At 67.3% G+C, this 13,107-nt stretch carries 12 protein-coding genes; 1 reads left to right on the forward strand and 11 read right to left on the reverse strand.

The features are described from left to right. Positions 1–8: 8 nt before the first annotated feature. The 6 genes from ASE83_RS02100 to ASE83_RS02125 all read right to left on the reverse strand — a co-directional run bounded on the left by ASE83_RS02100 (position 9) and on the right by ASE83_RS02125 (position 5,553). A complete protein-coding gene (locus tag ASE83_RS02100; RefSeq protein ID WP_055786606.1) occupies positions 9–707 on the reverse strand; it encodes a GIN domain-containing protein in 699 nt (232 codons plus the stop codon). A 40-nt stretch (positions 708–747) separates the two neighbouring features. Continuing rightward, a complete protein-coding gene (locus ASE83_RS02105; RefSeq protein ID WP_162236600.1) occupies positions 748–1,452 on the reverse strand; it encodes a head GIN domain-containing protein in 705 nt (234 codons plus the stop codon). Between the two features lie 120 nt (positions 1,453–1,572). Further along, on the reverse strand, positions 1,573–2,106 hold the full coding sequence (locus ASE83_RS02110) for a CarD family transcriptional regulator (protein ID WP_055757298.1): 534 nt from the start codon (positions 2,104–2,106) through the stop codon (positions 1,573–1,575). A gap of 238 nt (positions 2,107–2,344) precedes the next feature. After that, positions 2,345–2,683: a ferredoxin FdxA gene (gene fdxA / locus ASE83_RS02115; protein ID WP_055757295.1), complete on the reverse strand. Its 339-nt coding sequence runs from the start codon at positions 2,681–2,683 to the stop codon at positions 2,345–2,347. A gap of 39 nt (positions 2,684–2,722) precedes the next feature. Continuing rightward, on the reverse strand, positions 2,723–3,046 hold the full coding sequence (locus tag ASE83_RS02120; protein ID WP_055786600.1) for an RNA-binding S4 domain-containing protein: 324 nt from the start codon (positions 3,044–3,046) through the stop codon (positions 2,723–2,725). Continuing rightward, the gene (locus ASE83_RS02125) at positions 3,046–5,553 is read right to left on the reverse strand and encodes a helicase-related protein (protein ID WP_055786597.1); all 2,508 of its coding nucleotides are present in this window, start codon (positions 5,551–5,553) and stop codon (positions 3,046–3,048) included. The genes ASE83_RS02120 and ASE83_RS02125 overlap by 1 nt, the downstream gene beginning before the upstream one ends. 197 nt (positions 5,554–5,750) lie before the next feature. On the opposite strand from ASE83_RS02125, the gene ASE83_RS02130 reads away from it, so the two are divergent. Next, positions 5,751–7,208 (forward strand): M23 family metallopeptidase, encoded by a 1,458-nt coding sequence (locus tag ASE83_RS02130; protein ID WP_055786594.1) that lies wholly within the window; start codon positions 5,751–5,753, stop codon positions 7,206–7,208. Between the two features lie 60 nt (positions 7,209–7,268). Here ASE83_RS02130 and ASE83_RS02135 read toward each other — a convergent pair whose 3' ends face one another. From ASE83_RS02135 to mnmG, 5 genes are read right to left on the reverse strand one after another with little or no spacing between them, the layout of a single operon-like run. Continuing rightward, the gene (locus ASE83_RS02135) at positions 7,269–8,900 is read right to left on the reverse strand and encodes an ATP-binding protein (protein WP_082443234.1); all 1,632 of its coding nucleotides are present in this window, start codon (positions 8,898–8,900) and stop codon (positions 7,269–7,271) included. 43 nt (positions 8,901–8,943) lie between these two features. Continuing rightward, positions 8,944–9,870: a ParB/RepB/Spo0J family partition protein gene (locus ASE83_RS02140; RefSeq protein ID WP_055786591.1), complete on the reverse strand. Its 927-nt coding sequence runs from the start codon at positions 9,868–9,870 to the stop codon at positions 8,944–8,946. Continuing rightward, positions 9,867–10,646, reverse strand: a complete 780-nt coding sequence (locus tag ASE83_RS02145; RefSeq protein ID WP_055786588.1) for a ParA family protein — start codon at positions 10,644–10,646, stop codon at positions 9,867–9,869. The genes ASE83_RS02140 and ASE83_RS02145 overlap by 4 nt, the downstream gene beginning before the upstream one ends. Further along, on the reverse strand, positions 10,643–11,263 hold the full coding sequence (gene rsmG, locus ASE83_RS02150; RefSeq protein ID WP_055786585.1) for a 16S rRNA (guanine(527)-N(7))-methyltransferase RsmG: 621 nt from the start codon (positions 11,261–11,263) through the stop codon (positions 10,643–10,645). The genes ASE83_RS02145 and rsmG overlap by 4 nt, the downstream gene beginning before the upstream one ends. Then, complete coding sequence (mnmG, locus tag ASE83_RS02155; RefSeq protein WP_055786582.1) at positions 11,260–13,086, reverse strand: tRNA uridine-5-carboxymethylaminomethyl(34) synthesis enzyme MnmG; 1,827 nt, start codon at positions 13,084–13,086, stop codon at positions 11,260–11,262. The genes rsmG and mnmG overlap by 4 nt, the downstream gene beginning before the upstream one ends. Between the last annotated feature and the right edge of the window lie 21 nt (positions 13,087–13,107).

A 13,107-nucleotide genomic window follows, 5' to 3' on the forward strand; every position in this document is an offset into this window, starting at 1 on the left:
GGCCCCGGCTATCCGCAGCGGATCGTCGCGCTGCCTTGCGTCCGGCAGCGCGGCGTTCCGTCGACCGTGACCATGCCCGACCCCTGCGCGTTGATGTCGGCGGTATAGCGTGCGCGATAGCGGCCGGTGCCGGTCCCCTGGCTTTGCACCAGCAGCGCGTCGATCGACAGGCCGCCCGCATCGATCGTACCGGGACCGTTGACGAGGAACTGCGCTTCGCCACCATGCCCCGCCAGCGTCAGCCGGCCCGACCCGATGAGCATCGCATCGATCCGCCCGGCATCGATCGTTCCGACCTCGATCGATCCATCACCAGTCAGCGACAGATCGAGCTGCGCCCCGGCCATCCGCTCGACCCGGACCTTCGCCGGGCCTCGTACCGCGACTCCGGCCAGTCGGTCGTTGGTCAGCTCGACCACCAGCGGTTCGGCCGAAGCGGCATCGGGACGCCCGCCATCGTCGCGAGCCGGGGCAACGATCAGCGTTTGCCCCTCGACCCGAACGTCCACCGCATCCAGTGCGCGTGGCGCACCGACGATCCGTCCGCCGATCGCCGTCCCTGCCGATACCCGGACGGTAAACGGCCCATCGACCTGCACCCGGTCGAATCCGGTGAGCATCAGCCGGCGCTCGGCGTCCTGCGGCGGAGGGACGGGCGCGGCGGCAGCCGGTGCCAGCAGGACGGCGACAAGGAGCGGGGCAATCATGGCACCTGCATCCCGCGTCCTGCCCGGCTTGGCAAGTCGCTCAGCCGCAATGCGCCTCGCCGGTGCCGACCCGCTGGACGACACAGCGCGCGCCGGGACCCAGTGTCGCCGATCCGCTGCCGACCAGCGACACCCGCGCCACACCGTTGATCGTGGCGGCGACATCGCCGCTGCCGGTGACCGACACTACCGCCTCCGTCGCCTGCACTTGTCGGGCGTCGATGTCGCCCGATCCTGTCACTGTCACCGTCAACGTCATCGCGCGAACCGACCCGGCGGCAGCGATCGTGCCGGTGCCGGAAACGGTCAGCGTCGTCCGGTCGCCCTGCAACTGCCCGATGGTCATGTCGCCCGATCCGCTGAGCGTTGCGACGAACGGGTCGCTTGCCTGATCGATCGTGACGTCGCCCGATCCGGCGAGGGTCGCGGCGCGGATCACCGGCATCATCACCACGATGCGCACGGCACCGCGATCGACGGTCCACAGGCCATGCTCCCGGCGACCGATCCTCAGCGTGTTACCGTCGCGGCGGATCGACATTCGGTTCCGGGCCTCGATCGGCCCTTCGATGCGGACGGCATAATCCGCTCCCTGGCGCACCTCGACCGAATCACCGCTGTCCAGCGTGATGGCATCGAAATCGCGAAGCCCCGTCAGGGATGGTTCGACGGCATTGGCAGGAGCCGGCGGACTGCCGCTACACGCCGTCAGCCCCCATCCCGCTACGACGATCCACCAACGCATCGCCACCTCCATGTATTGCTGTATTAATACACCATGAAGGCGCGATTCGCCAGTCCCGCGACAATAAAAAGGGCGACCGTCGCCGGCCGCCCTTTTGGTTCGGTTCGGATCGCTGCCCAATCAGGCCGCGGTCTTTTCCTTGTTATAGATCGCCGCGGCGTCGCGCAGGATCTCGATGATCCGCTCCAGCGCCTTGGGTTCGTCGACCTGCTCCATCGCCGCCAGTTCGCGGGCCAGGCGGCTGGCCGCCGCTTCGAAGATTTGCCGTTCGGAATAGCTCTGCTCGGGCTGGTCGTCGGCACGGAACAGGTCGCGGACCACTTCGGCAATCGACACCAGGTCGCCCGAATTGATCTTCGCTTCATATTCCTGCGCGCGGCGCGACCACATGGTGCGCTTGACCTTGGGCTTGCCCTTCAGCGTTTCCATCGCTTCGCGCATCGTCTTGTCCGACGACAGCTTGCGCATCCCGACGCTTTCCGCCTTGTTGGTCGGAACGCGCAGCGTCATGCGTTCCTTTTCGAAGCGCAGCACATAGAGTTCGAGTTGCATTCCAGCGATCTCACTACGCTGGAGTTCGATCACACGGCCAACGCCGTGCTTGGGGTACACGACATAATCGCCGACATCGAAGGACAATGCCTTGGCAGCCATTGGTAACCTTTCCGTGGTCGTCGTCCCGAAAGCATCGATTCCTGCCATCGCTGATTCCGGCGGCGGCAGGTTGGACGACGTGGGACGTTGCTAAAGGTGGTCTCCGGGCGGGGCATGAAACTGCCGCCGTCACGTGGGATTATAGCAACGTTGCAACAAAATTACCAGCGCAAAGCCAAACGGCCGGAACCGCTGCTGCGGCCCGGCCATCGTTTCACGTGGAACATGATCGTCGGGTTCAGTCGCCCGCGCCGGGCTCGGCCGAGAAATGCTCGATCTTGTTCTCGACGCCCTTCCACTTGTCGGCATCGGGCGGGGTCTGGTTGGCGTTGCGGGTGACGTTGGGCCATTGCGCCGAATAGGTGTTGTTTAGCTCAAGCCACTGTTCCAGCCCGCTTTCGGTGTCGGGCAGGATCGCTTCGGCGGGACATTCCGGCTCGCACACGCCGCAGTCGATGCACTCGCTGGGATTGATGACGAGCATGTTCTCGCCTTCATAGAAGCAATCGACCGGACACACCTCGACGCAGTCCATATATTTGCAGCGGATGCAGGCGTCGGTGACGACGTAGGTCATGGGTCCGTCCAAACTCCGAGAAAACGTATCGCCCCCGCGTTATGCCGGGTCGTTGCCCCCGTCAACGGGGCCGGACCCACTCGGTTCCAGCAGCGTGTAGAACGCCTGCGCTTCGGCGGGCGACCCCCGGCGGGCCGGCAGCGCCTCGACCCGCAGGATATGCACGCGGGTCCCCTGGGGAAAGGCGATGACCATGCCGATGCGGACCGGGCAATGGGCGCGGTCGATCCGGCGACCGTCCAGGCGCAGCGTGCCTTTCTCGGCGATCGCCTGCGCCGCGCTGCGGGTCCTGGCGAAGCGCGCATACCACAGGAACAGGTCGAGCCGCAGGTGCGGCACCGGTTCCGGCGCACGCGCCGCCATCAGCGATCGAACCCCAGATCCGCCAGCGCGGCAAAGGCATTGCCCGGACGTGCAATCGGGCGCTGCGTCGGAGCTGGTGCACGCCGTCGGGCAGGCGCCCAGCGCCATTGCGGCACCTCACCCACGGGCGCGCTCGGGCGAAATCCCAGCCCTGCCATCAGCCGCGCGATCGTTTCCGGCTTCAGTCCCATCGACACCGCCAGCGCCGGATCGGGCGCGAACGGGGCATGGCCCTTGCGCGCATCATGCGCCGCCTGCGCCAGCCGTTCGATCAGGTCGACGCGCACCGCTTGGGGACCGAAGCGGCGGAAGCCCCATGCTCCCTGCCCGACCGGCATCACCGTTGCGCCCGTCGGTGCCAGCGTTTCGACCGGATGACCGTCGCGTGCCGCCAGCAACGCCGCCCGCCACCGCGCCGCCGCCGGACGGAACAACCGCGCATCGAACAGGTCGAGCGCGCCGATCACCACCCCCGCCTTGCGCAGCCGCCGTCGGTCAGCACCGTCGAGCGGCGCGAGCATCGCGTCGAACCCGTCGCGCGGGGCGATCCCGCCGACCTCGGTCAGTGCCGCCGCCACCGCCCGCAGCGATCCGCTCGCCGCCGGATCGCGTGCCAGCGCCGCCAGCGCGCCCAGCGTCGGCGCCCGGCGGACAACCTCCGATTGCACCCACCCCGCCAGCCGCTCGCGCACCTCGCCCTGCGCCGTACGATCGAGGACCTGCAGGCTGCGATCGAGCATCACTACCGGCCGGTCGAGCGTCGTGCCCCCGGTCAGCGTTGCGACGGTCAGCCCGTTCCACGTGATTTCCGGCATCGCACCCGGTTCGGCCGCCAAGGCCAGTTCGGTATCGGCGGCCGCGATCAATTCCGCGCCCCGTTTGCGCAGCTCGCTCGCCAGGCCCTTTTCCGCCGCGGCGATCAGCAGCCGCTTGTCGGCGACCCGCGTGTCCGGCGATACCTCGAACCGGAACCCGGTCAGCCTGCCCAGCGCATGGCCGTCGACGCTGACCGCACCATCGACGGCGACATCGACCGGCAGGTCCGCCGCGCCGGCGCCGATCCGCCGCAGAAGCACCGTCGTCCGCTGATCGACGAACCGCTGCCGCAACCGGTCGTGCAGCGCGTCGGACAGCTTTTCCTCGACGCCGCGCGTCCGCGCCGCCCAATGGTCGGGATCGAGCAGCCAGTCGGCACGGTGGGCGATATAGGCCCAGCTGCGCGCCGCCGCGATCCGGCCGGCGATGGTTTGGACATCACCGTTCATCTGGTCCAGCCGCTGCAATTCATCGGCGAACCATTGGTGCGGGATGTGCCCCGCCCCCTCGCTCAAATGGCCGAAGATCCGCCCGACGAAGCGGCTGTGCGGATCGGGACCCAGTTTACGGAAATCGGGCAGGCCGCACGCCGACCAGAGCCGCCGGACCATCGCCGACGACCGGGTGCGGGTGCGGACCCAATCCTCCTCGGCCAGCCGCTTGAGCACGATCAGGTCGATCGCTTCGGGTGCGGCGGTCAGCACCGGGTGGTTCGGCCGCCGTTCCAGACTCTCGATCAGCGCGTCGATACTGGAGAAGTCCGGCTCGCCGCTGCGCCAGTAGAGGCGTTCGAGCGGTGGGACATGATGCCCTTCGATCGCAAGCACTTCCTCGGGCGTGAAGGCGTTCGGTCCTTCCTCCACCAGCGACCCGAAGGTGCCGTCGCGGTGGTGCCGCCCGGCGCGCCCGGCGATCTGGGCCATTTCGGCGACGGTCAGCCGCCGCTGCCGCCGGCCATCGAACTTGCGCAGCGACGCGAAGGCGACATGCGCGACGTCGAGGTTCAGCCCCATGCCGATCGCATCGGTCGCGACCAGATAATCGACCTCGCCCGACTGGAACATCGCGACCTGCGCGTTGCGGGTACGCGGGGACAGCGCGCCCATCACCACCGCCGCCCCGCCGCGCATCCGGCGGATCGCCTCTGCCACGGCGTAGACCTCCTCCGAAGAGAAAGCGACGATCGCCGAGCGTCGCGGCAGGCGCGACAGCTTGCGCGCACCGGCATAGCTGAGCGTCGAGAAGCGCGGACGCGAGATGATCTCGGCATCCTTCACCAGCGCGCGGATCATCGGTTTGAGCGAGTCCGAGCCGAGGATCATCGTCTCCTCGCGTCCTCGCGCACGCAGCAGCCGGTCGGTGAAGACATGGCCACGTTCGGGATCGGCCCCCAGCTGCGCCTCGTCCAGCGCGACGAACGCCGTTTCGCGCTCCAGCGGCATCGATTCGGCGGTACACAGGAACCAGCGCGCCTTTGGCGGGACGATACGTTCCTCGCCGGTCACCAGCGCGACATTCTCCACGCCCTTCATCGCGACGACGCGGTCATAATTCTCGCGCGCGAGCAATCTAAGGGGAAAGCCGATCATTCCCGAGGCATGACCGCACATCCGCTCGATCGCGAGATAGGTCTTGCCGGTATTTGTCGGTCCCAGCACTGCCGTGACCGGGCTACGCGCGAACTGGCTCATCCCGCACAACATCGGGGCTGTCGCGGCCCGGTGCAACGGGTTTCACGGGTTCCCGGCAAGGTTTCGCCCGGTCGCGGCGATCCCACGGTCCGTCGCACGGCGATCCACCCGTCGCGTGGTTCATTTGACTTTAAATATTTGGCTTCACAGGGGGAGAGGACTGGGCCGGGTCGGGCGGCCGCCATTGGGGGCTGGGCGTGTTCCTGCGGACCGATCATGGACTGGAACTGGCGGGCGGCACCAGCGCGTTGCGCTTCGGTCGTGCCCCGATCCTGTCCGCCCCGGCCCGCACCGCCGCGCTTCGCAGCCGCATCGAATCGTTCGACTGGACCCCAGACCTGGGCGCCGCGATCGGATCGCGCGATTGGTGGCGGGGCCTCGCCACCTGCACCGCGCTCTGCGCCGGCGTCTGGGCATTGTCGCCCGCATGGGACCGACCGATCCTGGGCGCGGTCCCTGCCCCGCTCGACGGTACCGCGCTCGACGAAGCGCGCAGCCTGTCGTTCGGCGCGAGCGCACTGGGCGGCACCAGTGGGATGCGGCTCGCCGCCACCGCGCGCGTCGTCCCGCTCGCCAACACGCCCGAACGGCCGATCGTCGAGGCGACGGCGACGCTGGGCAGCGGGATTGCCGGCGCGCTGGAGCGTGCCGGCGTCGGTGCGGGCGAGGCACGGCAGGTCGCGGCCCTCGTCGCCGGCCGGGTCGATCCGGCGGAACTGACACCCGGCACGCGTCTGGACATTACGCTCGGCCGTCGCGACAGCCTGTCGCAGCCACGTCCGCTCGAACGCCTCGCCTTTCGCGCTAAGTTCGATCTCGCACTCGACATCGTGCGCGAAGGCGGAACGCTGCGCCTCGACGCCAGGCCGATCGCCATCGATCATACCCCGCTGCGCATCCGTGGCCGGGTCGGTGCCAGCCTCTACCGCGCCGCGCGCGCCGCCGGTGCGCCGGCCAAGGCGGTCGAAACCTATATCCGCACCGTCTCCGGCCTCGTGCCGATGGGGCAGGTCGGACAGGACGACGCCTTCGACCTGATCGTCGAACAGGCACGGGCCGCGACCGGCGAAGTCCAGCTCGGCCAGCTGCTCTATGCCGGGCTGACCGGCCGCCGCGACGTCCGCTTGGTCCGCTGGCAGGATGGCAGTCGCATCGAATGGCTTGATCCCAAGGGCGTGGGCGAGCGCAAGGGCACGATGATGTGGCCGGTCGCGGCGCGCATCTCTTCCAATTTCGGCTGGCGGATGCATCCGGTGCTGGGCTTCCGCCGCTTGCACAAGGGCATGGACTTCGCCGCCGCCTATGGCAGCCCGATCCGCGCCACCACCGATGGCCGTGTCGCCAGCGCCGGATGGCATGGCGGCTATGGCAATTTCGTGAAGCTCGATCATGGCGGCGGTCTCGCCACCGGCTACGGCCATATGAGTCGGATCATCGTCGGTGCCGGCACTCATGTGTCGCAGGGGCAGGTGATCGGCTATGTCGGCTCGACCGGCCTGTCGACCGGTCCCCATCTGCATTACGAGCTGTGGAAGAACGGCGTGCCGGTCAATCCGCGCTCGGTCGCCTTTGCGACGGTGCAGCAATTGCAGGGCAACGAACTGACCCGCTTCCGCCAGCATGTCGGGCAGTTGATGAGCGTCGCCGCCCGGTAAGCCGGCGCGCAAACGCCGACCAAAACTTTGCGCTCAAATCTTAGATCGAACCCGACCGGCTTAGCGCCCCTGCGTCCGCCAGCGCCGGATGGTGCGATCCAGCATCGCATCCTCGCCACCTTCCTGCTGCCACATCTCGGTGAACGAGGGGGAAGCGGAGGCCGGGCAGCGGGACGGTTCGAGCATGTCGAACGACACCCGGATCGGCGTCGCAACGCCTTCGCCGACGATGATGCATTCGCGATTGCGCAATGCCGGAATGGCATCGAGGAACCCGCGCGCATCCTCCGGCATCGCCGCGCGGACAAATGCCTGATCGCGTTCGTTGTTCAGCCGCATCGTGAGGATCGTGCCGCATTGCGACAGGACGCCCTCGGCAAGGTCGGAGGGCCGCTGGGTAATCAGGCCCAGCGAGACGCCGTATTTGCGCCCCTCCTTCGCGATCCGGCTGAGGATTCCCGCCGCCGACGATCCCGCTCCGGCCCGTTCGTTGGGCACGTAGCGATGCGCTTCCTCGCACACCAGCAGCACCGGCTTGGGCGTTTCGCCCCGCGACCAGATCGCGAAATCGAACACCAGCCGCGACAATACCGCCACGACGACCGACGTGATTTCCGACGGTACCGCCGACACGTCGACGATCGAGATCGGTTTCCCCTGCGCCGGCAGGCGGAACACGCGCTTCAGGAAGCTGGCCATCGTATCGGCCACCAGCATACCCGAAAACATGAACGCATAGCGCGGATCGGCGCGAACCTCTTCCAGCCGGGCCTTCAGGCGCAGATAGGGGGCATTGTCGCTGCCCCGGTCCATACGCGTCATTTCCGCCTGCAGGATCGTCATCAGGTCGGACAGCAGATACGGGATCGGCGCGTCGACGGTGAGGCGCGCAATCTCCTGCGCCATCCGGCTCTTGGCCTTTGCCGCCAGGATGCACCGGGCAAGGATGTCTGCCTCGACCTGCCGCGCCGAGCCTTCCGACGTCAGCAGGATGTCGCAATGTTCGTGAAAGTTGAGCAGCCAATAGGGAAGCTGCAGGTTCGACGCATCGAGCAACTCCCCCCTGTCGGCGAAGGCTGTCGCATATTCGCCGTGGGGATCGATCACGACGATATGTCCATGGGGGCTGAAATCGCAGATGCGGTGCAGGATCAACGCGGCCGAGGTCGATTTCCCGGTACCGGTCGATCCGACCAGTGCGAAATGCTTGCCGAGCAGTGGATCGACATACAGCGCCGCGCGCAGGTCCGGCGCCATATGTACCGTACCGATCGTGATATGCGGCCGATCCTGCATCGCATAGATTCGCCGCAGCGCATCGCGGGACACAGGATGCACCGCCGTCCCCGGCAACGGGTATCGCGTCACGCCGCGCCGAAATCCCCGCATTCCCTGTCCGGGTTCGGGTTCATACCCCTCCCCCATCAGATCGACTTCGGCGACCAGGTTCGACCCGTCATCGGCCAGTCGGGTCGACCGGATACTGGCCACGACCCATGTCCGCCCGATCTGCAACTTGACCAGCGACCCCACCTGCCCGGCAGGTTCCTGTTCGTTCCCGTGTTGCGAAGTGTAGTCCGACAGCGCGTGCATATCGAGCAGCAGCCGGCTCGACGCGCCGGATATGTCCAGCAGCACACCGATCGCAGGCACGCTTTTGGTCGGTTCGGCCAGCGGCGGGCGAATCGGCATGTTCATATCCATACCATGCCCGCCTACCCGTAAATTTTGCGTATCAGATCCGCTCGCCGCTTAACCGCTGGCAAACCATGTCGAGCTGACCGATCGTCGAATAGCCGATGGTGATGGATCCGCCCTTCTCGCCATGGCTGATCTGGATCTTCAACCCCAGCACGTCGCCCAATTGCCGTTCCAGCGCGCGCAGATCGGCATCGGTCGCGCCGTCCCCCCCGCCACCGCTCATCGCCGGATCGCGTGGCGATCGTACGCGCTTCGGGTCGGGATCGCGTGCCTGCCGCGCCATCCGTTCGACATCGCGTACCGACAGGCCCTTGGTCACCACCTTTTCGGCGATCGCCTCGGCACCGGGCACATGGATCAGCGCACGGGCATGGCCCATGCTCAACCGCTGGTCGCCGACCATGTCCTGGATCGGCTTGGGCAGTTCGAGCAGGCGGAGCAGATTGGTGACGTGGCTGCGCGACTTGGCAACCAGATTGGCCAGCACCTCCTGAGTATGGCCGAACTCGTCGATCAGCCGGCGATAGCCCTCGGCCTCTTCGATCGCGGTCAGGTCGCGGCGCTGGATATTCTCGACCAGCGCGATTTCCATCGTCTCGGCATCGGTAAAGTCGCGCACGACCACCGGTACCTCGTGCAACCGCGCCCGTTGCGCCGCACGCCAGCGACGCTCGCCGGCGACGATCTGATAGCCCTTGCCGTGCGGCCGAACCACGATCGGCTGGATTACCCCGCGCGCCGAGATCGATTCCGCCAGCTCGTCGAGCGCGGTTTCGTCGAAGAAGCGACGCGGCTGACCGGGCAGCGGCGCCAGCGCGGTAACCGGCAATTGCCGTACGCCGGTGGGCGGGGTCGATCCGCGCGCCGTCGAAACCTCGCCATCGGGTTCGCCCAGCAGCGAACTCAACCCCCGGCCAAGCCCTCCCATGCGTGGACGGCGCGGCGTTGCCGGCTCGCTCATGCCGCCTCCGCCAGTTGCGGCAGGCGGGCGATCACTTCACGCGCCAGCGCGATATAGGCTTCCGACCCGGCACAGCGATAATCATAGATCAGCGCGGGCACGCCATGGCTGGGCGCTTCGGACAGGCGCACATTGCGCGGGATTACCGTATCGAACACCACTTTCCCCAACACCGCGCGCACATCGTCCGACACCTGATCGGTCAGCCGGTTGCGCCGGTCGTACATCGTCAACACTACGCCCAGGATCGACAGACCGGGATTGAACCGGCCGCGAATCCGCTCGACGGTGCTCAGCAGCTGGCTGAGTCCCTCCAGAGCAAAGAACTCGCACTGGAGCGGCACCAACAGCGCATGGCTCGCTACCATCGCGTTAATGGTCAGCAGGCCGAGCGACGGCGGACAGTCGATCAGGATAACATCCCACTTCCCGCCGCTGGCCTCGACCACCCGGTCCAGCCGGTGGGTGCGCACCTCGAACTCGATCAGCTCGATTTCGGCACCCGACAGATCGACGGTGGCGGGTACGATCGACAGGCGTGGCACCTTGGTCGGGATCGCCGCCTCGTTCAGCATCAGGTCGCCGACCAGCAGGTCATAGGTCGAATGCTCGCGATCGTTGCGGCCGATGCCGAGACCCGTCGACGCATTGCCCTGCGGATCGAGGTCGAGGATCAACACCTCCAGCCCAGTCGCCGCCAAGGCGGTACCGACGTTGATCGCCGTGGTGGTCTTGCCGACGCCCCCCTTCTGGTTCGCGATGGCAATGCAAATCATGCTTGGCGCACTCCCTTGGCGACCACGATCGACGATGTCGGATCGGTAATGCTATGTTCCACGTGAAACATCCCGCGCCAGTCGGCCTTGGCCTCGACCAGTTCTTCGGCGGCGGAACGTCCCTTCGGCAACACCCATATCGTATCGGTATCGCTATGCCGATGGCCGATCGCAAATAACGCGGCCAGTCGTGCCACCGCACGCGCGGTGATGATCGCTGCCGGGCGGTCCGCCGGCAATTTCTCGATTTTGGCCTGATGCACGACGACATTGGACAGCTTCAGGTCTGCGGCCACCTCGCCCAGCAACGCCGCCCGCCGCGCCCGCGGTTCGACCAGCACGATGCGGCGATCGGTCAGGATCGCGGCGACGATGCCGGGGAATCCCGCCCCTGATCCGATGTCGATCCAGTCCCCCGCCCCGGCAGGTTCGGCCAGCGGCACCAGTTGCGCGGAGTCGAGGAGATGCCGTTCCCAGATATGCTCGATCGTCGAGGCCGCGATCAGATTCTGGTTGGCGGTTTCGGCGACGATCCGGTCGGCGAATTGCGCCAGTCGGTTGGTACGCTCCACCCCGAAGCGCGCCTCGATCCAGCGACGGGCGTCCTGTTCGGTCATGCCGCCAGCTTGCCCCCACGATGATGCAACAGGATCGCGACCAGCGCCGCCGGCGTAACCCCCTGGATACGTCCGGCGGCGGCGAGGGTCTCGGGCGCGGCGGACGTCAGCCGTTCGACCATCTCGTTCGACAGGCCGGGCACCGCGCCATAAGTAAAGTTTGCGGGCAATGCGACATGGTCGACCCGCGCCGCCGCCAGTTCGGCCGCCTGCCGTTCCAGATACGGCGCGTAGCGCGCATCCTCGATCAACTCGCCCAAAAGCTCGTCCTGCACATCGATCCCCAGATGCTGCGCCGTGACGCCCGGCACCAACAGCCATTCCCCGCCGCTGCGGGTATCGGTGCCGGCGACCGGAGCACCCTTCGTCGCGAGGGCGTTGGCGACATGCCGCACGGACAGTGCCATCGACAGCGCCGCCCGCTTCTCCTCGCGCGCAGCATGAAACGCGATGCGGTCCGCCGACAGCAAACCTGCCGCAGCGCCGGTGGAACCGAGCCGGGTAGCGGCGTTGTCCGACCGCAGCCGCAGCCGATATTCGGCCCGCGCGGTCATCATGCGGTACGGCTCCGAGACGCCCTGCAACACCAGGTCGTCGATCATCACGCCGATATAGCTCGACTCGCGCGACAGGATCAGGGGGTCAAGCCCCAGCGCCTCGCCCGCCGCATTGGCACCGGCGACCAGCCCCTGTCCACCGGCCTCTTCATAGCCGGTGGTGCCGTTGATCTGACCGGCAAAATACAACCCGCCCAAGGCCCGCAGCCCAAGTGTGGCCGACAGTGCGCGCGGGTCGATATAGTCATATTCGACGGCGTAGCCCGGCGTCACGATCTCCACCCGCTCCAGCCCGACGACGCTGCGCAACATCGCCTGCTGCACATCGGTCGGCAGCGAGGTCGACACGCCGTTGGGATAGACCAGATGCGTGTCCAGCCCTTCGGGTTCGAGAAATATCTGGTGCCCGTCGCGATCGCCGAAGCGATGCACCTTGTCCTCGATCGACGGGCAATAGCGCGGCCCCCGCCCCTCGATTGATCCCCCGAACAGCGGCGATCGGTCCAGCGCGGCGCGAATGATGTCGTGCGTTTCGGCGGTCGTCCGCGCGATGGCGCAGGCGAGCTGCGGCAAGCGCCTGGCCGGATCGGACAATGGCGACATCGTCCAGATGTCTGCATCCGACGGCTGTTCGGGGAGCCTGGCCCAATCGATCGTCCGTCCGTCGAGACGCGGCGGCGTGCCGGTCTTCAGCCGCGCGATCGGCAGCGACAGGTCGCGCAACTGCTGTCCCAGGCGCGTCGCGGCACGCTCGCCGACACGCCCGCCGACCGCACGCTCCTCACCCCGGAACATCGTACCACCCAGGAACGTGCCCGTCGCCAGCACCACCGTCCGCGCACCGATCCGGCTGCCATCGGCCAGCTCGACACCCGTCACCCGGTCGCCCTGGGTGGTCAGCGCGACCGTATCACCGCCCAGCACGGTCAGCCTGGGATGGGCCAGGAGCGACCGCACCGCCGCGGCATAGCGCACGCGATCGGCCTGGACCCGCGGCCCCTGCACCGCCGACCCCTTCGATCGGTTGAGCATCCGGTGATGAATCGCCGCCGCATCCGCCGCCCGCGCCATCAGTCCGTCGAGCGCGTCGATCTCGCGAACGATATGCCCCTTACCCAGCCCCCCGATCGCCGGGTTGCAGGACATCGCGCCGATCCGTTCAGGTGCGAAATCAATCAGCAGCGTGGTTGCACCGCGCCGGGCCGCTGCCGCCGCTGCTTCGGTGCCGGCATGGCCGCCACCGACGATCACTACATCATAGGTCATGCTGCTCGTGGTTCCACGTGG

Origin of the sequence: Sphingomonas sp. Leaf32 (assembly GCF_001421765.1) — a bacterium.
Lineage (GTDB): Bacteria > Pseudomonadota > Alphaproteobacteria > Sphingomonadales > Sphingomonadaceae > Sphingomonas.

Coding starts and splice junctions, on each gene's coding strand:
- ASE83_RS02135 (WP_082443234.1), bottom strand. CDS start 8,900: ATGCCGATTCGCCCGCCGCTGGCCGAACCGACCAAAAGCGTGCCTGCG.
- ASE83_RS02145 (WP_055786588.1), bottom strand. CDS start 10,646: ATGATTTGCATTGCCATCGCGAACCAGAAGGGGGGCGTCGGCAAGACC.
- ASE83_RS02120 (WP_055786600.1), bottom strand. CDS start 3,046: ATGGCGGCGCGTGCGCCGGAACCGGTGCCGCACCTGCGGCTCGACCTG.
- ASE83_RS02125 (WP_055786597.1), bottom strand. CDS start 5,553: ATGAGCCAGTTCGCGCGTAGCCCGGTCACGGCAGTGCTGGGACCGACA.
- rsmG (WP_055786585.1), bottom strand. CDS start 11,263: ATGACCGAACAGGACGCCCGTCGCTGGATCGAGGCGCGCTTCGGGGTG.
- ASE83_RS02105 (WP_162236600.1), bottom strand. CDS start 1,452: ATGCGTTGGTGGATCGTCGTAGCGGGATGGGGGCTGACGGCGTGTAGC.
- ASE83_RS02110 (WP_055757298.1), bottom strand. CDS start 2,106: ATGGCTGCCAAGGCATTGTCCTTCGATGTCGGCGATTATGTCGTGTAC.
- ASE83_RS02100 (WP_055786606.1), bottom strand. CDS start 707: ATGATTGCCCCGCTCCTTGTCGCCGTCCTGCTGGCACCGGCTGCCGCC.
- mnmG (WP_055786582.1), bottom strand. CDS start 13,086: ATGACCTATGATGTAGTGATCGTCGGTGGCGGCCATGCCGGCACCGAA.
- ASE83_RS02140 (WP_055786591.1), bottom strand. CDS start 9,870: ATGAGCGAGCCGGCAACGCCGCGCCGTCCACGCATGGGAGGGCTTGGC.
- fdxA (WP_055757295.1), bottom strand. CDS start 2,683: ATGACCTACGTCGTCACCGACGCCTGCATCCGCTGCAAATATATGGAC.